The sequence below is a fragment of the Ruegeria sp. AF7 genome, assembly GCF_056541885.1.
This window is the reverse complement of sequence record NZ_JBQFYX010000008.1, coordinates 70,787-91,696: the sequence shown is the minus strand read 5'-3', so window position 1 is coordinate 91,696 and position 20,910 is coordinate 70,787. Positions and strand designations below refer to the sequence as shown.

Genomic DNA, 20,910 nt, shown 5'->3' with positions numbered 1-20,910 from the left:
GGCGCGCGGCCCGTCGAATTTTCCGGTGGAGCCTTGGACCGGAAGTCCAACGCACCGCTGTTGAAACTGCATATACGCAGGATGATCCGAGTCTGCAACCCCCGACAGAAGTGTCACCCGAAATTACACGATCCACCACCGTTCAGCGATACGACCGTCGTCCAGAACCGTGCGTCCGGCAATCTGCCGCGGCAATCCCACCGCCCCAGAGACGGCCAGTGCCATATCGGTCTCGGAAGGATAGTAGCGAAGACCGCGCGTACCGCGGATCTCTGACGAATCGGGGAAGGCGGCGACATCGACATAGCCATCACGCAATGCCTCGGCGCGGACACGGGCATCGGGAATAACGATCACTTCGAATGCATCGACCCAACCGGCCTGACCGTCCTTGTAATGCCCCAAAACACGGCGACCCAGGAAATGCCGCCCGTCTTCGGCGCGTTCGACACGGTAGCAACCCGTGCCATTGGCGTTGTGTAGCGGCGTGACGCCTTCGCCATTGCGGGCAATGATAAAACGACTGTCCGCCAAAAGGAATGGAAGGCCCGGATTTGCCTCGGCCAGTTCCAGCCGCAAACGGTTGGCAGTCAATGCCTCGGTATGCCCGACCTCGGCCAATACGGCCGCAACATCTGCGATGTCCAAAAACGCGCCGTCGTGGAACACCGCATCGTTGCGCAGATCAAAGCTCCAGACCCTCGCATCGGCGTCGGTTTGCCAGCCCGTCGCAAGCTCGCCCCGCAAAGTGCCATCCGGGGCGATCTCGGTCAGCGTGTCGAAAACCGCACCGCGCGCCACCTGCTCAAGACTGTCGTCGCGCGGTACGGCCAATCGCAGCGTGCCGCCTTTCTCAGGTCTGTCCGCCAGGGACGCGCCTGTCGCGGCAAGCAGCGCGGCGGCGGCACCCGAGGCAAACAAGGCACGGCGGTCGATGCGTGTCATGCCAAACCCTCTGCTACGCGATCCATGATCCGGATGAGTTCTGCGCTGATCCCGGGTTCAGAAAGCGCATGACCGGCCTGACGTACCATCTTGATCTCGGCATTCGGCCAGCGTTCGCTCAGCGACCAGGCGGCCTGCGGCGGGCAAATCATGTCGTATCGCCCCTGCACGATGTGTCCCGGAATATGAGCGATCCGGTCCATTTGATCTAGGATCTGCCCATCCTTTTCCAGAAAAACCTTATTGTAGAAATAATGATTCTCGAGCCGGGCAAATGTACGTGCGTATTCACCGGGGCTTTCGCCCACTGATCCGTTCGTGTGGATCGATGCCAGCGCATTTTCCCAGTGCGACCATGCCCGCGCATACAGGGTCTCGGTCGCGCGGTCCCCCGAGAACAGGCGTTTGTTATAGGCGGTGATGGTGTCCTTCAGCTCGGCCTCGGGCAAAAGCGCGGTGAACTTCTGCCACTGCTCCGGCCAGAAACGCCCCACTCCGCCGCCATAAAACCAGTCAAGTTCAGCCTGAGTTGCCAGAAACACACCCCGCAGCACCAAACGGCTGACCCTGTCGGGATGCGACTGCGCGTAGATCAGCGCAAGCGTCGCGCCCCAGCTGCCGCCAAAAGCTATCCATTCATCAATCTCGAACAGGTCGCGCAACCGTTCAATGTCGGCCACCAAATGCCAAGTCGTGTTGTTTTCAACCGAAGCCGTGGGGCGAGACCGGCCACACCCACGCTGATCAAATAGAATCACCCTGTAGGCCTGTGGATCAAAATAACGCCGCATTGCGGGGCTACAGCCACCGCCTGGACCGCCATGCAGGATCACCACCGGTATGCCTTCGGGGTTGCCGCATTGTTCCACATAGATACGGTGCCCGTCGCCCATATCGACCATACGCTGATCGAACGGATCGATCGGCGGGTACAGATATTGAACTGCGCGCTTTTGGTCCGGGTACTTGTCCATTATGGCCCTATATAGTCCTTAAGCGTAAAAGAGCATACGGAGACAGGAATGCAAGCGCATCCGAACACGGTGGATCCATCCGAGATCGCAAAATTCGAAGCGATGGCGGCGGAATGGTGGGATCCTCATGGGAAATTCAAACCCTTGCACATGCTGAATCCTTGCCGTTTGGATTATATCACACAGCAGATCGCCGGTGAATTCGACCGCGATCTGAAAGCGCGAAATCCGTTCGAAGGGCTGCGCCTGCTGGATATCGGTTGTGGCGGTGGGCTGCTGAGCGAACCCATGGCGCGTCTGGGGGCCGAGGTCGTTGGGGCCGATGCCGCCGGAGGCAACCTGCCTGTTGCGCGCATCCATGCCGAGCAGTCCGGTTTGCAGATCGACTATCGCCTCACCACAGCCGAAGACATGGCCGCTGCAGGTGAGCAGTTCGACGTGGTGCTGAACATGGAAGTGGTCGAGCATGTGGCCGACCCGGCGGGTTTCCTGACCGCCTCGCAGCAGTTGCTCAAGCCGGGCGGGCTGCTGATCTGCTCAACCATAAACCGCAACCCGAAATCCTATGCGATGGCGATTTTCGGGGCCGAGGTCGTCATGCGCTGGCTGCCGCGCGGCACGCATGAGTGGAACAAGTTCATCACCCCTGATGAGTTGTTCGACCTGCTGCGTCAGGCCGGGCTGGACCCGGTGGACCGCAAGGGGTTTGTCTTCAACCCGATCCTCTGGAGCTGGTCGATCTCGGACCGGGATTTGAGTGTGAATTACGTGACGGCGAGTGTGAAGCCGGGCTGAGGGTTATTCCCCTTCCAACTGCTTTCTCAGATCGCGCAACACTGGCAGCGTTGAACGAACACGGTCATCCCCCAACTCTCCGACCACGCGGTTGATCAACGGGGCAATCGAAGAAATCGCCTGATCGCGTGCGCGGCGCCCTGCGGGGCTGATCGCCACCATCTTGCGGCGGGCATCGTCCCAGTCGGGTCGGATGTGGATGTATCCGGCCCACTCCAGCTTGGCCAAGGTGTTGGTCATCGCGCCGCGGGTGACGTGGAACGTGTTGGCCAGCTGTGCCGGGCTGCGCTCATCCGCGACAAAAGCCAGGTGGTTCAGAACCGAGAAATGCGAGATTTCCATGCCCTTGGGCAGCACACGGCTAAGCCGGTTCCGCAATAGCTGATCGGCGGTCAGGATCTCGCTGAACAGCGTGACCGCAAGGGCATTGGTGTCGTCTGTCATTGTTCCGTTCTGTCAGGGTCCGTCGAAGGAACGGCGGTGGTGCAGTGAAGGGACACGTCGTCGTGCCTCAGTCACAGAACTATCATCCAAATCGAAAATGTGAATGCCTGGATCGGTCCCTGCGTCGATCAGCACCTTTCCCCACGGGCCGACGACCATGCTGTGCCCGTGAGTATAGCGGGTTTTGCCGCCGGTTTTCGGGTGTTCCCCCGTCTGGGCCGGGGCCAGCACCCAACACCCGGTTTCGATTGCGCGCGCGCGTAGCAAGGCTTCCCAATGCGCGGCGCCCGTGACTGGTGAGAACGCGGCCGGGACGGTCAGAATGCGCGCGCCCGCCTGCGCCAGTGCCGCGTGCAAATATGGAAAGCGAATATCGTAACAGATGGTCAGACCAACCTTGCCGAAATCCGTCTCGGCGATGACCGCTCTTTCACCTGGACGGTAGTTTTTCGATTCGCGGAACGTCTCGGTCTCGGTGACCTGCACATCGAACATATGAATTTTGTCATACCGCGCCACGATCTGACCTTGCGGTCCGATCATAAAGCAACGATTGGCAAAGCGACCGTCACTCTCATGGGTCTTGAGCCCCAACGAGCCGATCAGAAGCCACACACCCAGATCAGCAGCCTGTTCGCGCAGGCCCGCCAAGGTGATGTCATCTTCTTCATGTTGTAAAACCGCGCGCTGCCGTGTGGTGCTGGTCGAAACGCAATTCGTAACCTCTGGTGTCAGAACAAAGCGGGCGCCCTGTTCTGCCGCTTCGGCCATCATGCCTCGTACCATCCCGAGGTTTTCAGCCGGATCGTCCGACGAGGTGATTTGCAGCAGCGCGGTTTTCATCAGGCCGCAAGCAGAGGGTCAAGCTTGCCCTGACGCTCCAACTCGTACAAATCATCGCAACCGCCGACATGCGTAGCGCCGATGAAAATCTGTGGGACCGTGCGTTTACCCCCGGCACGTTGAATCATTTCAGGTTTGCGTTTGGGGTGCATCAACACATCGATCTCCTTGAACTCGACACCTTTCTGCTTCAGCAGGCGTTTGGCCGCATGACAAAAGCCGCACAGTGGCGATGTATAGATCTCTACCGACTTCATTTTCCGTTCCCTTTGGATTTCGCGCAATCTTGGGCGAATTAGGCATCCTTGGCAACGCGCGCCAGAGCCAACACGAAAATATGATTTGCCCCCGCTGCCTGACAGACCCGAGTGCATGCGGCCAGTGTTGCCCCGGACGTCATCACATCGTCCACCAGCAAAATGTCCCGGCCAATAAGGTGTCGGGCTTTTCGGGGGTGAAGGCATATCGCGTCGCCCAAAATCTGTGCCCGCTCGGCTGCTGTTTTGCCGTCCAGCACCGGCGTCTTTTTTTTGCGAATCAACAAATCGGGCACGCATTTCAATCCTGTCTCACGCGCCAGGTTCTGCGCCAAGAGAGCTGACTGGTTGTATCGCCTTTTGAGCAAGCGTGACCAATGCAGAGGAACCGGAGCAATCACCATACCCGCTCGCAGCAATGGGCGCCCTGCCTGCACCATCCACTGCGCGGCAGGGCGGGCCAGTTCGGGCCGATCACCATGTTTCAACGCCAGGATCAGTGACCGCGCCTTGCCGTCATACAAAAGCGCTGCGCGGCCTGCCCTCCAGGGGCGCGCGGTCTTCAGGCAATCATCGCACTCGGTCCGAAACTCGTCCTGCCCCCCGATCAGGGGCAGACCGCAACTTTCACAGACCGTGCCGCCAATGAATGGCGTTTCCCGCCAGCATGGGCCACACAGGCCAAAATCGGACTCGGTCAGGTCGCCGCACCCCATGCAACGTGGTGGATAAATCAGCGCAAGTGCGGTTTGAATCCGTTGCGCGATGCGATACTTGCCAGCTATGAAACTGCCCGAACCCACTGCACCCTCACTTTTTGACCGTGCCGCCATTCTGCGTCATCGCAGCCGCGTGCAGGATGACGCCCTTTTTCTGCACCGCGCCGCGATGGACGAGGTTCAGGATCGGCTCTCCATGGTTAACAAAACCTTTACGGCGGCAGCGATCGTGACCGCATACCCGCAGCTTTGGACGGACGCGTTTCCCGAAGCCTCGATCATTGCGGATGACGACGTGCTGGCACTGCAACCCGGCGTACATGACCTTGTGATCCACGCCATGACACTGCACTGCGCAAACGATCCGGTGGGCCAGTTGATCCAATGCCACCGCGCGCTGAAACCCGACGGGTTGTTGCTGGTTGTTTGCCTGGGTGGCGAAACGCTGCACGAATTGCGCGCGGCGTTGGGTCAGGCCGAGATTGACGTTACCGGTGGCCTCAGCCCCCGCATCGCCCCGATGGCCGGGTTGCGAGACTTCGGCGGTTTGTTGCAGCGGGCAGGTCTGGCCTTGCCAGTCGCAGACTCGATGCCGCTCACGGCTGAGTACCGTGACATCTGGCACCTGATGCACGATCTGCGGCATATGGGTGAGGCCAATGCGTTATCCGGGCGACTGAAACACCCGACCAAACGCGCAGTATTTGAGGCCGCGCAAAACATCTACGCGTCTCATTTCACCACAGTATCGGGACGTCTGGCAGCCACGTTCGAACTGATCTGCCTGACCGGATGGTCCCCCCACGACAGTCAACCCAAACCACTGCGTCCTGGGTCAGCGCAAGCACGTTTGGCTGACGCCTTGCGCACGGACGAGGGCAAACTGCCCGATTGACGCGCGACCAAATCCCCTTATTTCAGGCCCTAACGCAAGAAATTCAGGAAGCCTCATATGTTTGATGCCACGCGACCCGCTCACGCTCCTACGGATCACCCCAAGATCAGGATGGGGCGCGTCGGCATATTGCTGGCCAATCTGGGCACGCCGGACGACTACACATATTGGCCGATGCGCCGATATCTGAATGAGTTTTTGTCGGACCAGCGTGTCATCGATTATCCAAAGTGGAAATGGCAGCCGATTCTACAGGCGATCATCCTGACCAAGCGACCTTTCAGTTCTGGCGAGGCATACAAATCGATCTGGAACCAGGAAAAAGGCGAAAGCCCGCTGATGACCATCACCAAGGACCAGACCGCCAAGCTAAGCCAGGCGATGCATGCACGTTACGGTGATCAGGTCATGGTCGATTTCTGTATGCGTTACGGCAACCCATCGACCAAATCCAAAGTGCGCGCGATGGTAGCGGCAGGGTGCGATCGCATCTTGTTCTTTCCGCTTTACCCACAATACGCTGGCGCAACGACGGCCACCGCCAACGACCAGTTCTTTCGCGCACTGATGGACGAAGCCTGGCAGCCCGCCACGCGAACCGTTCCGGCCTATTTCGATGAACCTGCTTATATCGATGCGCTGGCGCAGTCTGTTGAACGAGCATACGAGGCTATGGAGACAAAACCCGACATTCTTGTCTGCTCATATCACGGGATGCCCGAGCGGTATCTTCAGCAGGGCGATCCCTATCACTGCCAGTGTGCTAAAACGACAAGGCTGTTAAAGGAGCGACTAGGCTGGACGGATGATCAACTGGTATCGACTTTCCAGTCGCGCTTCGGCCCCGAAGAATGGCTGAAGCCTTACACTGTGGATCACGTGGCCGAACTCGCGAAACAAGGCAAAAAGAACATTGCTGTAATTGCCCCAGCATTTTCGGCGGACTGCATCGAAACGCTGGAAGAGATTAACGAAGAAATAAAAGAAAGCTTCGAAGAAGCAGGCGGCGAGACGTTTACCTATGTTCCATGCCTTAACGATGACGATGCCCATATCGCAGCACTTGGAAAGGTAATCGAAGACAATCTGCGCGGGTGGTTGGCGTAAAGCGTTTCCAGAGCAAAAACGGCATCTCTCATGAGAACGTCAAGCTCGGCTTGATACTGGCGCGTCAGTATCCCCCGGCGCGCAACAGGCTTGAAGACCTGTTGGAATAAAAAAGGCGGTGGATTGCTCCACCGCCTTTTTCATGAATTCCGTGTCGGCTTAGCCTGCAGCAACAGCAGCAGCAACGACCACCAGCAGGATCAGCGGCAGCAGGAGACCCTGCGACGAACCCTGTGTTTCTTCAACAACAACCGGTGCTTCAACAACCGGCTCTTCCAGGTTGCCAGCATATGCGGTCGAAGCTGCTGCAGTCAGAGCTGCGGCGAGAACGAGTTTCTTCATATTAACCTCCAGAATTTGCACGGCTCCAATGTCCGGAACCGCACATCTAAGACTTACCTCGTAGTTTTTTCTAATCAGCATTAGAGCGGGAATGCAATTGCAACTTGACCGGTGAGCGGGTTCGTACACGAAAATGTCGTCATATTAGCAACACTTGTGTGCCAACCTTAGCCATCGAAAACAGCTCGGCGATGTCTTCGTTGAAAAGGCCGATGCAGCCGTTCGAAGATCTGCGGCCGATTTTGCGTGTATCGTGCGTCCCGTGAATGCGATAATACTTCCAGCTCAGATATAAAGCGTGCGTTCCCAAAGGGTTATCCGGACCGGGAGGAATATAGTCCGGCCATTCCGGATTTCTCTTCTTCATCGAAGGCGTTGGAGACCAGCTTGGGCCTTCTACCTTGCGGATCACACTGGTCCGCCCGCGCCGGGTGAGTTCTTCGGTCAGCGGAACCGACGACGGGTACAATTTGTACACTGATTGATCATCCGACCAATAATGCAGCGCTCTTGAGACGGTGTCGACCAATATGGCGCCATTTCTGGTGTTCGAGAAATACGGTTGCCAATCCAATGCCCGGAACCCGGATACGTTGCGGCGAACCGCCGGTTCGGTCTCGGGTGCGGGGCGCAGCGGGTCGCCCGGGATATATTGTGCCAGCGCCGGTGTAGCCAGAGTGGCGGTAGCCCCTGCCAGAAAACCCCTGCGTGTGGGCGAATGAATGCGCTTTTTGACCATGACAACGGGTCCTGTGTTTAGGTGAGGTCTGAAATCAGAGGTATTCTATTGCCAGAATGCTTCAGTCGCAAACCAAACCGGCAGAATCACGCAAGTTATGACCATTGCGCGTTTGCTCAGAACAAGCAGGCGCGCTATGCCGTGTTGTGATACAATAATCAGGTCGAACATGACGCGCATCGTTTCTTTACTATTGATTTGCTTTGTCGCGCTTGCGGCATGTACCAACACCGGCTCAACCACTCTGGGATCTGATGGTCGCCCATTGCCGACCGTATATAAGATCCGCGGCAATCCGGAAAAGCTGCAGTTCCGCATGCTTGATTCGGTCAATGCCCTGCGTCAGGCTCAGGGATTGCAGCCCGTACAACTAAACGCACAACTGAACGCGGCAGCTGCGACTCATTCGAAAGATATGTCGCGACAGAACCGACCCTGGCACTTTGGGTCAGACGGTTCGTCGCCGATCGACCGGGCAGCACGTGTCGGCTATTTCGGTACTTTTCTGGGGGAAGCCATTTCCGAAACCTACGAGACCGAGACGGAAACGCTTGCCGCTTGGATGCAGGAGCCTGGACCGAGGGCTGTCATAATGGACGCCAAAGCCACCCAAATGGGATTCGCCTGGCATCAGGAAGGTGGCGGCAAAATCTGGTGGACGTTGGAAATGGGAACCGGTGGTTGATCCGGTCAAATGAAAAGAAAAAAGCCCCCGGTTTTCGGGGGCTTTTTTTTGTTAATCAGGCGGCTTGCATAGACTGCGCCTCGGTCAGGATCGCATAGAGCTTTACCGGATCGGGGTTCGCCCGAAGTTTGGTGCAAACCGAAGTATCCCGCAAAGTGCGAGACACCAGCGCCAATGCCTTGAGGTGATCGACGCCCGCCTCTTCCGGTGCAAACAGCGCAAAGGCAATGTCCACAGGCTGGCGATCAACCGATCCGAAATCGATCGGCTTTTCAAGCATTACAAAAACACCTGAAACCGCATCAAGCTCGGGCAGGCGCGCGTGCGGCAGCGCCACACCATGGCCGACTCCGGTAGGCCCAAGGCTTTCCCGTTCCAGCAGGAAATCAACCGCTTCCTGAGGATCGATACCCAGCGTCGCTGCAGCGACGTCACCGATTTCCTGAAACAGCCGCTTCTTGCTGGAAGCCGCGGACAATACACGCACCGCTTCGGGCTTCAGTATGCTCGAAAGCTCCATGATCACGCTCCATGGCACGCACCCGCATAGGCGGGTGCGGCCTCGTATCCTTGCCTGTTACGGATCAATCCAGCCGATGTTACCGTCTTCGCGACGATAAACGACATTCAACCCGTCCTTGTTTTCATTTCTGAACACCAGCACTGGCGCACCGGCAAGTTCCATTTGCATAACGGCCTCACCGACGCTCAAAGATGGGATTTTTGTTTCCATCTCGGCCACAATCATGGGCTGTAGCGATTCGGGTTCATCGGCCGACTCCGATTCGTTTGAAGCGAGGATATAAGAGGACGCCCCAAAGAGTTCAACCGGTTCAACCCGATCCTTGTGGTGGTCCTTCAGGCGGCGCTTGTAGCGACGCAACTGTTTCTCCATTTTACCGCAGCACGCCTCAAACGCCGCGTAGATCTCGGTTGCATGGGCCTTGGCCTGAGCCGTCAGGCCAGTGGAAAGGTGCACCGTTGTTTCGCATACATATTCATGCGCCGAACGGGAAAAGACGACGTTGGCATCCGTAGGCCGCTGCGCATACTTGCCCACGACCTCATTCAGTTCGGTCTGCACGTGTGTCTGCAATGCCGAACCGATGTCGATCTGTTTTCCGCTGATTTGGTAACGCATGTGATCTCCTTCACAATTCACACCCATTCTGACGCCGCGGAACGCGGCGGGCTTGTTTTTATCGGGTGGGGGGTCGAGACATTTTCCGCGGTTGCCTTGTTTCCAGCCCTTCGAAGAAGGGACATCGAGATCCAGACTGGAACCGGGTAAATGCCATAAGCCAATTGAGGCAAGAGACGAGGGAAGAGTCAATCAAAACAGATGTGTATATACGCGATTTCCACCATGCAATTGGCACAACTCCGCGCAAGGTTATGAAATGCGGAAATTCTCGCCCAGATAGACGCGGCGCACATTCTCGTTTTCGACAACCTCATCAGGTGTGCCGGACATCAAAACCTGACCGTCATGCAGGATATAGGCCCGGTCGACAATTTCCAGCGTTTCCCGGACGTTGTGATCGGTGATCAGCACACCAATACCGCGTTTTTTCAGATCCGCGACCAGATGGCGAATATCCCCGACACTGATCGGGTCAACGCCTGCAAACGGTTCATCCAGCAGCAGGTATTTGGGGTCTGCGGCCAAACAGCGCGCGATCTCGACCCGGCGGCGCTCGCCGCCTGACAACGCCAGAGCCGGGGCCCTGCGCAAGTGTTCGATCGAGAAGTCAGACAACAGCTCTTCCAAACGCTCTTTGCGCTTATGTGCATGAGAAACCGTGATATCCAGAACGGCAGCAATGTTGTCCTCGACGCTCATGCCGCGAAAGATCGACATCTCCTGTGGCAAATACCCGATCCCGAGACGCGCGCGCCGATACATGGGTAACGTAGTTACATTCTGGCCGTCTATCGTGACTTTTCCCGCTTCGGGGAACACAAGCCCCGCAACTGAATAGAACGTTGTGGTCTTACCTGACCCGTTCGGCCCCAGCAGCGCCACCACTTCGGACCGGCCCAGCGTCATCGAGACATCGCGGATCACCGTCTTTTTTCGATAGGACTTCCGCAGTTTCTCGATGCGCAGCCCGGAACTGCCCTCGGTCAGTTTCAGGTCGGGAAGCGCCATCAGTTGTTTCCCTGCTGCAAGATCGTTTTGACCCGCCCGGTCATGGTCGCCGTACCGGATGTCAGGTTGGCGTTCATCTGATCGCCACTGATGATGCTTGGGCCTTGTGTCAGCAGGACGTTGCCCTTCATGACAATCTCACCCGAGCTGATCTTGTATTCAGCCCAGTCGCCTTCCGCTGCATCCGGCGGGCTGACCAGAACCACATTCTCGGTCGCCTCCATTCGCTCGATCGCCGAGCGTTCCTGATTGTAGATAACAAGCACGCGTTCGGCAGTCAGGCGCATTTCACCCTGAACGACGATGACATTTCCGATGAATTCTGCCGATCCGTCCTCTTGATTGACGTTAAGGGTTTCCGATGTCACCTCGACCGGCAGGCTCGGATCGGCATTCGCGGACCCAAAAGCCACCTGCGCCTCTTGCGCGGTCACGGGCACGGCGCCCGCGATCAAGGCGAGGCACAAAGGAACAAATCGAAAATCGAACACAAGTTATCTTTCTGCTTTTTCAGGCTCGTATACCAGCTTCACACCGTCTGTAAAAACAATATGGACCGGCCCGTCCGTTTTTTCAGTGCCAAAGGTCATGCGCCCCGCGGAAAAATCACCGATCGGACCGGTTCCGTTCACCTGCCCCGGCGTGTCGCCCCGGATTTCGTCCAATGAGGTATTGAGCAGATCCGTCGTGACCTTGAGCCCGTCCGCCGTGGTGATGACCACGTCACCAACAAAGGTTGCTGTTCCATTATCCGGACGGATCAGGCCGGAATTCGAATCCAGCGTAATTGTTCCGCCATTGAGCAGACCAAAGCGGCCGCGAAACTCGGATGCTGTCGGAACTGACGCCTCGGTGCCCTGCGTGGCTTGCACAGCTTCGATATGCACGGTCTCTCCCTTGCGGGTCGTTCCGCGGTAATCCGGTCGCGTTACCACCTGTTGCGCCAGTCTCTCATCAATGTCTTTTTGCGCGAAGGGCACGGAAACGTTTGTTTCGATGCTGCGGGACAGCAGGAATACCGTGGACAACATCACAATAGCCGCAAGCGGCAACAGCACCTTCAGGAACTGCACCATGCGGGAATATCTGTCCACCTCAGCCTCCCTCAGCCCAGACCGACACGCAGGCAGTCGTGGATATGAAGCAGCCCCAAAGCCTGACCTGACTTGGCCTCGTCAACCACGAAGAGCGAGGTGATCTTACGGTCATTCATGATCGCAACCGCTTCTTCTGCCAACGCATCCGGGGATATGGTTGTGGGGTTGGGGGTCATTACCTGCTCGGTCGTTTTGTTCAGCAGCCCATCCATATGGCGCCGCAAGTCACCGTCTGTAATGATCCCTGCCAACTGACCCTGCGGGTCCGTTACGCCAGCAACTCCAAATCCCTTCTGGCTGATTTCGATCAGCGCATCGCTCATCTGAGTATGTGCCGCAACCAGAGGCAGGGCCTCTCCGACATGCATCAGATCCTGTACTTTGCTCAGCCGAGCGCCCAGTTTGCCACCGGGATGGAAGGCACGGAAATCCTCGGGCCGGAAATCGCGGTATTTCATGAGGGCAATCGCCAATGCATCGCCCATGGCAAGGGTCAACGTCGTGGAAATCGACGGCACCATGCCAAAACCGCAGGCCTCGCCCATCGACGGGATCAGAAGATGTACGTCGGCCTGTTTCATCAATGTGCTGTCAGGTTTGCTGGACAATCCAATCAGCGGAATGCCAAAGCGGCGCGTAAAGGCCAGCAGATTGGCAAGTTCCGGTGCCTCGCCCGAATTCGAAATCGCCAGAACCACATCACCCTTGGAGACCATGCCAAGATCACCATGGCTGGCCTCGGCCGGATGCACGAAATAGGCAGGCGTTCCGGTGCTGGCCAGCGTGGCCGCGATCTTGTGACCTATGTGGCCTGACTTGCCGATACCGCTGATGATGATGCGCCCGGTGGCCTGAAGGATCAGCTGCACGGCTTCGGCAAAATGCGCATCCAGACTGTCGGCAAGTACGTCCAGCGCGCGGGCTTCGTCAGTCACCACCTGACGGGCGGTTTTCAGGAATGCTTCGGTATCGGTCATGAGTGCGCAAAGATATCCGTTTCGGGCCAACCGGCGAGGTCCAGTTTCGCACGCATCGGCAGGAAGTCAAAACAGGCCTGCGCCATTTCAGCCCGGTCCTCGCGAGCCAGCCGGATGTTTAGCGCATCGCGCAGCTGATGCAGATAGAGAACGTCTGACGCAGCATAATCCAATTGAGCGTCCGTAAGTGAGACTGCGCCCCAGTCGCTCATCTGTTGCTGTTTGGAAATATCGACACCGATGAGTTCCTGACACAGGTTCTTGAGCCCGTGCCGGTCGGTATAGGTCCGCACTAGCCGGCTGGCGATCTTGGTGCAATAGACCGGCGCGGCCAGAGCGCCAAATGTATGGTACATGGCGGCGATGTCGAAGCGCCCGAAATGAAACAGCTTCAGAACGTCAGGGTTTTCCAGCATGGCGCACAGGTTCGGCGCCTCAGCCTGGCCTTTTTCCACCTGCACAATATGGCTGTTGCCGTCTCCACCCGACATCTGAATCACGCACAAGCGGTCACGATGCGGGTTCAGGCCCATGGTTTCACAGTCAATGGCCACAACAGGGCCCAGATCTAACCCGTCCGGCAGGTCGTTTTTGTACAAATGGTTCGCCACCCGACTATTCCTTTGTGCGGTATCGCCTCCGAGATAGGCGGTTTGGTCCATAAACTCAACGCCGTCCAAAAGTCACGGGCAAATCCCCGCACCAGGATTGACAATATCCCCATGGGGGGGATAGGGATAAACCATGACAATTGTACCCCGCGAGTCGCATCCGCATATCACGGCAAGGCTGAAACGGGCCCACGGGCATCTGGCAAAGGTCATTGCCATGCTTGAAGGTCAGGCCCCCTGTTCAGACATTGCCCAACAGCTGTTTGCCGTTGAAAAAGCGGTTACCAATGCCAAGCGCGCCTTGATCCATGATCACATCGACCATTGCCTGTCTTCTGATGGCGATAGCGGCGGGATCGAGGATTTCAAAGCCATCACGAAATACCTCTGAACGATGCTGAGCATTCTAAAAAACCGGACCTACCGCCACCTGTTTGCCGCCCAGATCGTCGCCCTGACCGGAACCGGACTGGCCACAGTCGCGCTGGGGCTGCTGGCCTTTGATCTGGCCGGAGACGCTGCTGGCCTTGTGCTGGGCACCGCACTGACGATCAAGATGGTGGCCTATGTCACCGTGGCCCCACTGGCGGCAGCTTTTGCCGAACGGCTGGACCGTCGGAAGATGCTGGTTTTTCTGGACCTGATCCGCGCCGCAGTCGCCGTATGCCTGCCTTTCGTGACCGAGGTCTGGCAAATCTATGTGCTGATCTTCTTACTCCAATCCGCCTCGGCTGGCTTTACGCCTGCCTTTCAGGCAACGATCCCGGACGTCTTGCCGAACGAAAACGAGTATACCCGCGCTTTGTCACTGTCACGTCTTGCCTACGACATGGAAAGCCTGCTGAGCCCGATGTTTGCCGCGGCACTTCTGTTGCTGGTCAGCTTCAACAGCCTGTTCTGGGGCACAGCGCTGGGGTTTGTTGCCTCGGCATTGCTGGTAGTCTCGGCCGCCCTGCCTTCGCCCAAGCCCAGCAAACCACGCGGGATTTATGACCGCACGACACGCGGAATTCGCATCTATCTGAAAACCCCCCGGCTGCGCGGGCTGCTTGCGCTTAACTGGAGCGCCGCAGCGCTGAGTTCGATGGTGATCGTCAATACAGTGGTCATCGTGCGGGCCACCCTTGGCCTGTCAGAAAGCGCCGTGGCCATTGCACTGGCCGGATTTGGGGGTGGGTCGATGCTGGCGGCGTTCACTCTGCCCCGCGTGCTGGATCGGATCGAGGATCGCAAGGTTATGTTGTTCGGAGCTATTCTTGCGTCGGGCGCTATGGCCGTCGCCTCGGTTCTGACCGCGACGATCCCACTTACGCTGGGTGTCCTTGCCGTTTTTTGGGCCTTTACCGGATTTGGGTATTCTACAACCCTTACGCCTTCGGGTCGTTTGTTGACCCGTTCGGCCCATCCCGAAGACCGCCCCGCCGTCTTTGCCGCACAGTTTACTCTGTCACACGGTTGCTGGTTGGTGCTGTATCCGCTGGCTGGGTGGATAATGACCGTCTATGGGCCGACTGTCGCGCTCGGCAGTATGTCTGTTCTGTCCATGGCAGGCGTGGTTGTGGCAGTCAGCCTTTGGCCGCGTGACGATCAGGAACCGGTTGTTCACAATCACCCCGATCTACCACCAGATCACCCGCATCTGGCCGGGGCGGGCCCGCACGCGCACCCGATCATTATCGACGACCTGCACCCACGCATGCCGCGTGAGCCTTGAGAAAGGATGTCCATCTGATCTAAACCCGGACTTGACGCAAACCGGAGCCCCAATGGACCAGCTTGACCGCCGCATCATCGCCGCCCTGCAAGCCAATGCACGTGCCTCGACCACGCAGATCGCGGCATCGCTGGGTGTGGCCCGCACGACCGTGCATGAACGGATCAGTCGTCTGGAACATCGCGGCGTAATCACGGGATACACCGTGCGCCTTGGGTCCACAGAAGACACGCCCAAAGTGCAGGTCATCGTCATGCTGGAAGTGCAGCAGAAGGAAACCAACCGGATCCTTAAACGGCTCGAGGCTTATCCCGAGGTCAAACTGTGCCTGTCGATCAATGGCGAATTCGATCTGATGCTGACCGCAGATGCCCCGAGGCTGGAGGATCTGGACATTCTGGTGGACGATCTGGCGAAGATCCCCGGCGTCCTGCGCACCAATACAAGCGTTGTTTTCGGGCGCAGGATCGACCGAAACTGAGGCTGCGATAACCCTCTGTAAACCGATCAGTGTCTAGCTTGGACGGGAACACCAGAATCCCGGACCGGCAGAATGCCAATTCACAGAATACCGATTGCTTTCATAATACTGCATGTGCTGTTGGCGCAGGTGGGTTCTGCCATGCACGCAGCACCGACAGGCGGGCTTTGTGATCAGGCCGCGCGCCGTGCGGCACTGTCCGAAGATGTTCCGCTGGACGTGCTGCGCGCCATAACTCGCGTTGAAACCGGGCGAACAGTCGACGGGCTGTTGCAGCCCTGGCCCTGGACAATAAATGCCGAAGGTCAGGGGTATTGGTTCAAGTCCGAGGCCGAGGCCAAGGCCTATGTTTTCAAAATTTTCAAAGCGGGCTCTCGCAGCTTTGACGTCGGGTGTTTCCAGGTCAATTATCGCTGGCATGGTAAGGCCTTCCGCTCGATCGATGCGATGTTTGATCCGGATGCGAACGCAACCTACGCCGCCCGCTTCCTGAAAGACCTTTATTTCGAGCTTGGTTCGTGGCCTGCTGCGGCCGGGGCGTATCATTCCCGCACGAATGCTCTGGCCGAGGCTTATCGTGGTCGATTCCAGACGGTGATGGCTCAATTGGACAACCCGTCCTCGCACGGGTTTTCTGGCAAGTCACGCGATCCGTTCACAAGGGCCGGAACACCCTTGATTCCGATGCTAGTGGCCGCACCCGCCACCACTGCCCTGGGCTCTCTGGTCCCGACCAATAGCACAGCAACTGCTTTCATCCCTTTCAATTAGGAAACCTGCGTGCCCCAGATTGACATCCGGTCCCTGTTTTCGCCCACTGTCCTGTTGGCACTGGCGCTGATGACCGTCATCGTCATGATGATCCTGCCCATGCCTGCCTGGGTGCTGGATGTGGGGCTAGCCGCCTCTTTCGCGCTGGCCATCCTGATTTTCACTCTGACGCTTTTCATCGAACGTCCGCTGGATTTCTCGTCCTTCCCAACGATCCTGCTGGCATCGCTGATGCTGCGCCTGTCGCTGAACGTCTCGTCGACCAAACTGATCATCGGTCAGGGGCATACTGGACCCAACGCAGCTGGTGACGTGATTGAAGGGTTCGCCAATTTCGTCATGGGCGGCAGCATCTTTCTGGGCCTTGTGGTTTTCGGCGTGCTGCTGATCGTGAATTTCATGGTCATCACCAAAGGGGCCGCCCGTATGGCCGAGGTCGGCGCGCGCTTTGCCTTGGACGGGATGCCGGGTAAGCAGCTTGCCATCGACAGCGACATGTCAGCCGGGGCCATCGACCATCAGCAAGCCAAGGAACGGCGGGAACGCGAACAGCAGGAAACGACATTCTTCGGCTCGCTCGACGGTGCGTCGAAATTTGTCAAAGGTGATGCCGTTGCTGGCCTTCTGATCACTCTTTTGAACCTTGTTATGGGTTTGGTCATGGGGGTGATCGTGCACGGAATGCCGGTGGCTTCGGCGTTCGAGACATATGCAATCCTGACCGTCGGTGATGGTCTGGTCTCGCAGATCCCCGCGGTTATCATCTCGATTGCCTCTGCATTGCTGCTGGCGCGCGGCGGAACACAGGGTGCCACCGACAATGCCATTTTCTCCCAGCTCGGGCGGCATCCGGCTGCGCTGTCTACCGTGGCGGTTCTTATGGTCCTGTTTGCGCTGGTGCCCGGCCTGCCTTTCCTGCCGTTCATCCTCGGTGCAGCTGTACTTGGTTATGCGGCCTACAGAATTCGGAAGAAGCAGAAAGAAACAGACCCGTCATTGCAGTCGCAGGCGACCGAAACCGAGGTGCCGGTCTCGCAGGCTATTGGTGATATTCTGGACCTGGATGACGTGCACCTTGAATTCGCACCCGATCTGGTAAGCTTGGTTTTGAATCCCGGAACCGGATTGGATGCCCGCATCGCCAATATGCGCACCTACGTGGCGTCCACCTTCGGTTTGATCCTGCCCGAAATTCGTTTGACTGATCGAGCCGACCTGCCAACCGGGACCTACGTGATCAAGGTTCAGGGGGTCGAACAGGCACGCGGCGTTCTGAACCCCGATCTGGTTCTGGCTCTGGTTCAGGACGGGTTCGATCTGTTGCCCGAAGGCAATGACGTGACCGAGCCGGTTTACGGCGCGCCTGCCCGCTGGATCCTGCCCAAACATCAGGAGGACGCAGCGCTGAACGGGGCCACCATAGTCTCACCGCCCGAGATCCTGGCCACGCATCTGCTTGAGATCATCAAACAGAACTTCTCACGCCTGCTGACGTTGAAATCCCTGCGCCGCCTGCTGACCGAAATGACCCGCCTGAGCGACCCAGTTCGGGCTGAGGCAAACCGCAAGTTGCTGGATGAATTGATCCCCGACAAAGTGCCAATCGACACATTGCACGCCGTTCTGCGACTGCTTCTGGAGGAACGGGTTTCGATCCGGAACATGGTGCTGATCCTCGAAAGCGTGGCCGAAGCGCGGCTGACAACCACCCAACCTGAAGGCATCTGCGAATTGGTTCGCCAGCGTCTCGGCTTTCAACTGGTCGCAGACATGAAGCGTGAGGATGGCTCGATTCCGCTAATCCAACTGGCCCCCGAATGGGAGGAAACGTTCACCACCTACCAGGTCGACGCGCCCAGCGCCGGGTTGGATGTCGCGCTACCGCCGAACCTTTTTAACAAGCTGGCCGACGGCATGGTCAGCAGCATCGCCAGATCTGCGGATAACGGTCTGTTTCCTGCGGTCGTGACCTCGTCCCGGCGACGCCGATTGTTGCGTACGATCATGTATGCGCGCGGCGTTCCAAACCCGGTCCTTTCTTTTGAGGAAATCGGGTTGGAAGCCAAGCCCGCGCTGGTAGGAACTGTTCCCGCGTGATCGCGTTGCCGCCAGAATTGTTGACGCAGCTGGCCGAACCACTCTGGCCGGCCGTTGCGGTGTTTCTGCGCGTCTCTGCTCTGGTTTCACTGCTGCCCGCATTCGGTGAACGCAGCATTCCAACACGGATGAAACTGGGGATTTCCGTCGCCTTTACCCTGATCATTTTTCCGGCAATTCAACATTTAGACCTGTCTCCCAGCCTTTGGACACTGGGGCGGTTGGTTGGGACAGAAATCCTGATTGGGCTGGCGCTTGGAACAGGGTTGCGGCTGTTTGTTTTGGCGCTGCAAACAGCCGGATCCATTGCCGCACAATCCACATCATTGTCACAATTGCTTGGCGCGGCGGCCGCTGATCCTGTTCCGGCGATGGGATATCTGCTAACGATCGCGGGGGTGACGCTTGCCGTCATCATGGGCTTGCACGTTCGGGCCGCGCAGTTTTTGATCCAGAGTTATGCCCTATTTCCCATGGGGTTGGCACCAAGCGCGCCGGATTTGTCCCATTGGGGTGTGCAACAAATCTCACGCAGCTTTGTGTTGGCCTTCTCGCTGGCAACGCCATTCGTCATCGCCTCGTTGATCTACAACCTCGCACTTGGGGTCATCAACCGGGCCATGCCGCAATTGATGGTCGCCTTTGTGGGCGCGCCAGCAATAACATTTGCAGGGCTGTTTCTGCTGTTTGCGGGCGCACCATTGATCCTCTCTGTTTGGTCGGACGCGCTGTTTGCCTTCTTCATGAACCCGATCGGAGGCCAGCGATGAGTGGTGCCGATGATGACAGCGAAAAGTCAAACGAGCCGACGCCGCAAAAGCTCCAGAAAGCCCGTGAAAAGGGTGAGGTTCCCAAGTCCAACGACTTGTCGGTTGTTGCGGCATATACCGGACTGCTGATCGCATTGTTGGCGGCAGGGCAATACGCGGTCGTGCAATTGGGAACTCTGTTCATGGTTCTGATGGACCAATCTGACCAGATCGCGAACCTTCTGAAAACCGGACCTGCGGCAGCAACGGTTGCCGAAATTCTGAGTAGCGCGTTGCCACCCATTGCCTTGCTATTCTGCCTGCCAGCGGTGGCCGTTCTGCTAAATCTGATTGCCCAACGCACGCTGGTGTTCGCCCCCAGCAAACTGAAGCCAAAGCTTTCGCGGATATCCCTTGTTTCGAATGCCAAAAACAAGTTCGGGCGCGGTGGTTTGTTCGAGTTTGCCAAGAGTACAACCAAACTGGCGATCTACAGCCTGTGCCTCGCACTTTTCATCAAGTCGAACCTGGCCGAAATTCTGTCTGCCAGCGCGGCCCCGGCAACGTCATCCATACAGCTGATGACGAACCTGTTGTTTCGCTTCCTGTTCATTGTGGTTACCATCGCCCTGTGCATCGGCGTAATCGACTTTCTGTGGCAATACGCCGAGCACATGCGCAAGAACCGCATGTCGCGTAAAGAGCTCCAGGATGAAACTAAGGACGCCGAAGGCGACCCGTATGTAAAGCAACACCGACGTCAACGTGCACAGGAGATCGCCTCGAGCCAGATGATGGCAGATGTTCCGGGCGCGGATGTTGTCATCGTAAATCCCACCCATTTTGCCGTTGCGCTGAAATGGTCGAGGGCTACAGGCAGTGCTCCTGTTTGTGTCGCCAAGGGTACGGATGCAGTGGCCTCTTCCATCCGTTCTGCTGCGGGTCAGGCTGGCGTTCCTATACACTCGGACCCTCCGACGGCGCGTGCGCTTCACGCAACTGTCAACATCGGGCAGGAGATCGCCGAAGAGCATTATCGCCCCGTTGCCGCTGCAATCAGGTTCGCCGAAGCGATGCGGAAACGTGCAAAGGAGCAGATCCGATGAAGGACACTCAGTTAAACGGGCTGGAAAAAATAGCCGACGTCGCTTTCCAGAAGCAATTTCAGACACTCCGCCCGATCCTCGAGGCCGAGGCCAGAATTCAGCACCAATTGGCGACACTGGATCATCAGCTTGACCAGATGCGCAAAGCCAGCGGTTTGACTGAAGGATATCAGATATCGGGGGTAGACATTCTTTGGCGTGGCTGGGAATCTGCCACGCGCCGCGCGTTGAACATGCGACTTGCTCAAACGCGCGCTCAGAAACTCGCCGGTATGGAAGCGCTCAGAATAGCTTTTGGACGCAAACAAGCCGTCGCAACCCTGCGGGAGCAGCAACTGAAATACCACCGGCAGGCCGTTGCCCGGAAACAAACCCGTTAATGCTGGCCGGATCCGTACCGTGAAGCGAAC

At 57.6% G+C, this 20,910-nt stretch carries 27 protein-coding genes; 12 read left to right on the top strand and 15 right to left on the bottom strand.

Annotation, left to right across the window (positions count from 1 at the left end):
• Positions 1-123: 123 nt before the first annotated feature.
• Complete coding sequence (locus ACR0AP_RS13960) at positions 124-945, bottom strand: ABC transporter substrate-binding protein (RefSeq protein WP_267363110.1); 822 nt, start codon at positions 943-945, stop codon at positions 124-126.
• Complete coding sequence (gene pip / locus ACR0AP_RS13955) at positions 942-1,919, bottom strand: prolyl aminopeptidase (protein WP_480507226.1); 978 nt, start codon at positions 1,917-1,919, stop codon at positions 942-944. Before pip ends, ACR0AP_RS13960 begins: the two co-directional genes overlap by 4 nt.
• A gap of 48 nt (positions 1,920-1,967) precedes the next feature.
• Between pip and ubiG the strand changes: the two genes are divergently transcribed.
• The gene (gene ubiG, locus ACR0AP_RS13950; RefSeq protein WP_480507224.1) at positions 1,968-2,714 is read left to right on the top strand and encodes a bifunctional 2-polyprenyl-6-hydroxyphenol methylase/3-demethylubiquinol 3-O-methyltransferase UbiG; all 747 of its coding nucleotides are present in this window, start codon (positions 1,968-1,970) and stop codon (positions 2,712-2,714) included.
• Between the two features lie 3 nt (positions 2,715-2,717).
• On the opposite strand, the gene ACR0AP_RS13945 is transcribed toward ubiG, so the two are convergent.
• Genes ACR0AP_RS13945 through ACR0AP_RS13930 form a run of 4 tightly spaced genes read right to left on the bottom strand, consistent with a single transcriptional unit; the run spans position 2,718 to position 5,061 of the window.
• Positions 2,718-3,158 carry a MarR family winged helix-turn-helix transcriptional regulator gene (locus ACR0AP_RS13945; protein ID WP_209507198.1) on the bottom strand — a complete coding sequence of 147 codons (441 nt, stop codon included), beginning with the start codon at positions 3,156-3,158 and terminating at the stop codon, positions 2,718-2,720.
• 12 nt (positions 3,159-3,170) lie between these two features.
• The gene (locus tag ACR0AP_RS13940) at positions 3,171-4,001 is read right to left on the bottom strand and encodes a carbon-nitrogen hydrolase family protein (protein WP_480507222.1); all 831 of its coding nucleotides are present in this window, start codon (positions 3,999-4,001) and stop codon (positions 3,171-3,173) included.
• Positions 4,001-4,258, bottom strand: a complete 258-nt coding sequence (gene grxC, locus ACR0AP_RS13935) for a glutaredoxin 3 (RefSeq protein WP_209507200.1) — start codon at positions 4,256-4,258, stop codon at positions 4,001-4,003. Before grxC ends, ACR0AP_RS13940 begins: the two co-directional genes overlap by 1 nt.
• Positions 4,259-4,296: 38 nt before the next feature.
• Positions 4,297-5,061 carry a double zinc ribbon domain-containing protein gene (locus tag ACR0AP_RS13930; RefSeq protein ID WP_480507220.1) on the bottom strand — a complete coding sequence of 255 codons (765 nt, stop codon included), beginning with the start codon at positions 5,059-5,061 and terminating at the stop codon, positions 4,297-4,299.
• Here ACR0AP_RS13930 and ACR0AP_RS13925 point away from each other — a divergent pair.
• Together ACR0AP_RS13925 and hemH are read left to right on the top strand one after the other, a co-directional pair.
• The gene (locus ACR0AP_RS13925; protein ID WP_480507218.1) at positions 5,042-5,872 is read left to right on the top strand and encodes a methyltransferase domain-containing protein; all 831 of its coding nucleotides are present in this window, start codon (positions 5,042-5,044) and stop codon (positions 5,870-5,872) included. The genes ACR0AP_RS13930 and ACR0AP_RS13925 overlap by 20 nt on opposite strands.
• Positions 5,873-5,929: 57 nt before the next feature.
• Positions 5,930-6,979 carry a ferrochelatase gene (hemH, locus tag ACR0AP_RS13920; RefSeq protein ID WP_480507216.1) on the top strand — a complete coding sequence of 350 codons (1,050 nt, stop codon included), beginning with the start codon at positions 5,930-5,932 and terminating at the stop codon, positions 6,977-6,979.
• 159 nt (positions 6,980-7,138) lie between these two features.
• Here hemH and ACR0AP_RS13915 read toward each other — a convergent pair whose 3' ends face one another.
• Complete coding sequence (locus tag ACR0AP_RS13915) at positions 7,139-7,321, bottom strand: hypothetical protein (protein WP_480507214.1); 183 nt, start codon at positions 7,319-7,321, stop codon at positions 7,139-7,141.
• 139 nt (positions 7,322-7,460) lie between these two features.
• The gene (locus ACR0AP_RS13910; RefSeq protein ID WP_480507212.1) at positions 7,461-8,060 is read right to left on the bottom strand and encodes a L,D-transpeptidase; all 600 of its coding nucleotides are present in this window, start codon (positions 8,058-8,060) and stop codon (positions 7,461-7,463) included.
• A gap of 169 nt (positions 8,061-8,229) precedes the next feature.
• Here ACR0AP_RS13910 and dalA point away from each other — a divergent pair, with 169 nt between their 5' ends.
• A complete protein-coding gene (gene dalA, locus ACR0AP_RS13905; protein ID WP_209507204.1) occupies positions 8,230-8,745 on the top strand; it encodes a divisome-associated lipoprotein DalA in 516 nt (171 codons plus the stop codon).
• Between the two features lie 55 nt (positions 8,746-8,800).
• Here the strand turns inward: dalA and ACR0AP_RS13900 are convergent, their stop codons facing one another.
• From ACR0AP_RS13900 to ACR0AP_RS13870, 7 genes are all read right to left on the bottom strand, one after another.
• Positions 8,801-9,265, bottom strand: a complete 465-nt coding sequence (locus ACR0AP_RS13900; RefSeq protein ID WP_209507205.1) for a PTS sugar transporter subunit IIA — start codon at positions 9,263-9,265, stop codon at positions 8,801-8,803.
• A gap of 57 nt (positions 9,266-9,322) precedes the next feature.
• Positions 9,323-9,886, bottom strand: a complete 564-nt coding sequence (gene hpf, locus ACR0AP_RS13895; protein WP_209507274.1) for a ribosome hibernation-promoting factor, HPF/YfiA family — start codon at positions 9,884-9,886, stop codon at positions 9,323-9,325.
• A gap of 252 nt (positions 9,887-10,138) precedes the next feature.
• Positions 10,139-10,897: an LPS export ABC transporter ATP-binding protein gene (gene lptB, locus ACR0AP_RS13890; RefSeq protein ID WP_480507210.1), complete on the bottom strand. Its 759-nt coding sequence runs from the start codon at positions 10,895-10,897 to the stop codon at positions 10,139-10,141.
• Complete coding sequence (locus ACR0AP_RS13885; protein WP_480507208.1) at positions 10,897-11,388, bottom strand: LptA/OstA family protein; 492 nt, start codon at positions 11,386-11,388, stop codon at positions 10,897-10,899. The genes lptB and ACR0AP_RS13885 overlap by 1 nt, the downstream gene beginning before the upstream one ends.
• Positions 11,389-11,391: 3 nt before the next feature.
• Entirely contained in the window at positions 11,392-11,991 is a 600-nt protein-coding gene (locus tag ACR0AP_RS13880; protein WP_480507206.1) for an LPS export ABC transporter periplasmic protein LptC, read from the bottom strand.
• A gap of 11 nt (positions 11,992-12,002) precedes the next feature.
• Positions 12,003-12,971, bottom strand: coding sequence for a KpsF/GutQ family sugar-phosphate isomerase (locus ACR0AP_RS13875; RefSeq protein WP_209507209.1), 969 nt, complete (start codon positions 12,969-12,971; stop codon positions 12,003-12,005).
• Positions 12,968-13,582 carry a ribonuclease D gene (locus ACR0AP_RS13870; RefSeq protein WP_480507203.1) on the bottom strand — a complete coding sequence of 205 codons (615 nt, stop codon included), beginning with the start codon at positions 13,580-13,582 and terminating at the stop codon, positions 12,968-12,970. The genes ACR0AP_RS13875 and ACR0AP_RS13870 overlap by 4 nt, the downstream gene beginning before the upstream one ends.
• Positions 13,583-13,715: 133 nt before the next feature.
• On the opposite strand from ACR0AP_RS13870, the gene ACR0AP_RS13865 reads away from it, so the two are divergent.
• The 8 genes from ACR0AP_RS13865 (at position 13,716) to ACR0AP_RS13830 (ending at position 20,880) form a co-directional block, all read left to right on the top strand.
• The gene (locus tag ACR0AP_RS13865; RefSeq protein ID WP_209599209.1) at positions 13,716-13,973 is read left to right on the top strand and encodes a metal-sensing transcriptional repressor; all 258 of its coding nucleotides are present in this window, start codon (positions 13,716-13,718) and stop codon (positions 13,971-13,973) included.
• 3 nt (positions 13,974-13,976) lie between these two features.
• Entirely contained in the window at positions 13,977-15,296 is a 1,320-nt protein-coding gene (locus ACR0AP_RS13860) for an MFS transporter (protein ID WP_480507201.1), read from the top strand.
• Between the two features lie 52 nt (positions 15,297-15,348).
• Positions 15,349-15,777 (top strand): Lrp/AsnC family transcriptional regulator, encoded by a 429-nt coding sequence (locus ACR0AP_RS13855; RefSeq protein ID WP_480474766.1) that lies wholly within the window; start codon positions 15,349-15,351, stop codon positions 15,775-15,777.
• A 72-nt stretch (positions 15,778-15,849) separates the two neighbouring features.
• Positions 15,850-16,548: a transglycosylase SLT domain-containing protein gene (locus tag ACR0AP_RS13850; RefSeq protein ID WP_480507199.1), complete on the top strand. Its 699-nt coding sequence runs from the start codon at positions 15,850-15,852 to the stop codon at positions 16,546-16,548.
• 9 nt (positions 16,549-16,557) lie between these two features.
• Complete coding sequence (flhA, locus tag ACR0AP_RS13845; protein ID WP_480507197.1) at positions 16,558-18,645, top strand: flagellar biosynthesis protein FlhA; 2,088 nt, start codon at positions 16,558-16,560, stop codon at positions 18,643-18,645.
• Positions 18,642-19,415, top strand: coding sequence for a flagellar biosynthetic protein FliR (locus ACR0AP_RS13840; protein WP_480507195.1), 774 nt, complete (start codon positions 18,642-18,644; stop codon positions 19,413-19,415). Before flhA ends, ACR0AP_RS13840 begins: the two co-directional genes overlap by 4 nt.
• Complete coding sequence (locus ACR0AP_RS13835) at positions 19,412-20,500, top strand: EscU/YscU/HrcU family type III secretion system export apparatus switch protein (RefSeq protein WP_480507193.1); 1,089 nt, start codon at positions 19,412-19,414, stop codon at positions 20,498-20,500. Before ACR0AP_RS13840 ends, ACR0AP_RS13835 begins: the two co-directional genes overlap by 4 nt.
• On the top strand, positions 20,497-20,880 hold the full coding sequence (locus tag ACR0AP_RS13830) for a hypothetical protein (protein ID WP_480507191.1): 384 nt from the start codon (positions 20,497-20,499) through the stop codon (positions 20,878-20,880). Before ACR0AP_RS13835 ends, ACR0AP_RS13830 begins: the two co-directional genes overlap by 4 nt.
• The last annotated feature ends 30 nt before the right edge of the window (positions 20,881-20,910 follow it).

Coding starts and splice junctions, on each gene's coding strand:
- ACR0AP_RS13960 (WP_267363110.1), bottom strand. CDS start 945: ATGACACGCATCGACCGCCGTGCCTTGTTTGCCTCGGGTGCCGCCGCC.
- pip (WP_480507226.1), bottom strand. CDS start 1,919: ATGGACAAGTACCCGGACCAAAAGCGCGCAGTTCAATATCTGTACCCG.
- ubiG (WP_480507224.1), top strand. CDS start 1,968: ATGCAAGCGCATCCGAACACGGTGGATCCATCCGAGATCGCAAAATTC.
- ACR0AP_RS13945 (WP_209507198.1), bottom strand. CDS start 3,158: ATGACAGACGACACCAATGCCCTTGCGGTCACGCTGTTCAGCGAGATC.
- ACR0AP_RS13940 (WP_480507222.1), bottom strand. CDS start 4,001: ATGAAAACCGCGCTGCTGCAAATCACCTCGTCGGACGATCCGGCTGAA.
- grxC (WP_209507200.1), bottom strand. CDS start 4,258: ATGAAGTCGGTAGAGATCTATACATCGCCACTGTGCGGCTTTTGTCAT.
- ACR0AP_RS13925 (WP_480507218.1), top strand. CDS start 5,042: ATGAAACTGCCCGAACCCACTGCACCCTCACTTTTTGACCGTGCCGCC.
- hemH (WP_480507216.1), top strand. CDS start 5,930: ATGTTTGATGCCACGCGACCCGCTCACGCTCCTACGGATCACCCCAAG.
- ACR0AP_RS13915 (WP_480507214.1), bottom strand. CDS start 7,321: ATGAAGAAACTCGTTCTCGCCGCAGCTCTGACTGCAGCAGCTTCGACC.
- ACR0AP_RS13910 (WP_480507212.1), bottom strand. CDS start 8,060: ATGGTCAAAAAGCGCATTCATTCGCCCACACGCAGGGGTTTTCTGGCA.
- dalA (WP_209507204.1), top strand. CDS start 8,230: ATGACGCGCATCGTTTCTTTACTATTGATTTGCTTTGTCGCGCTTGCG.
- ACR0AP_RS13900 (WP_209507205.1), bottom strand. CDS start 9,265: ATGGAGCTTTCGAGCATACTGAAGCCCGAAGCGGTGCGTGTATTGTCC.
- hpf (WP_209507274.1), bottom strand. CDS start 9,886: ATGCGTTACCAAATCAGCGGAAAACAGATCGACATCGGTTCGGCATTG.
- lptB (WP_480507210.1), bottom strand. CDS start 10,897: ATGGCGCTTCCCGACCTGAAACTGACCGAGGGCAGTTCCGGGCTGCGC.
- ACR0AP_RS13875 (WP_209507209.1), bottom strand. CDS start 12,971: ATGACCGATACCGAAGCATTCCTGAAAACCGCCCGTCAGGTGGTGACT.
- ACR0AP_RS13865 (WP_209599209.1), top strand. CDS start 13,716: ATGACAATTGTACCCCGCGAGTCGCATCCGCATATCACGGCAAGGCTG.
- ACR0AP_RS13860 (WP_480507201.1), top strand. CDS start 13,977: ATGCTGAGCATTCTAAAAAACCGGACCTACCGCCACCTGTTTGCCGCC.
- ACR0AP_RS13855 (WP_480474766.1), top strand. CDS start 15,349: ATGGACCAGCTTGACCGCCGCATCATCGCCGCCCTGCAAGCCAATGCA.
- ACR0AP_RS13850 (WP_480507199.1), top strand. CDS start 15,850: ATGCCAATTCACAGAATACCGATTGCTTTCATAATACTGCATGTGCTG.
- ACR0AP_RS13835 (WP_480507193.1), top strand. CDS start 19,412: ATGAGTGGTGCCGATGATGACAGCGAAAAGTCAAACGAGCCGACGCCG.
- ACR0AP_RS13830 (WP_480507191.1), top strand. CDS start 20,497: ATGAAGGACACTCAGTTAAACGGGCTGGAAAAAATAGCCGACGTCGCT.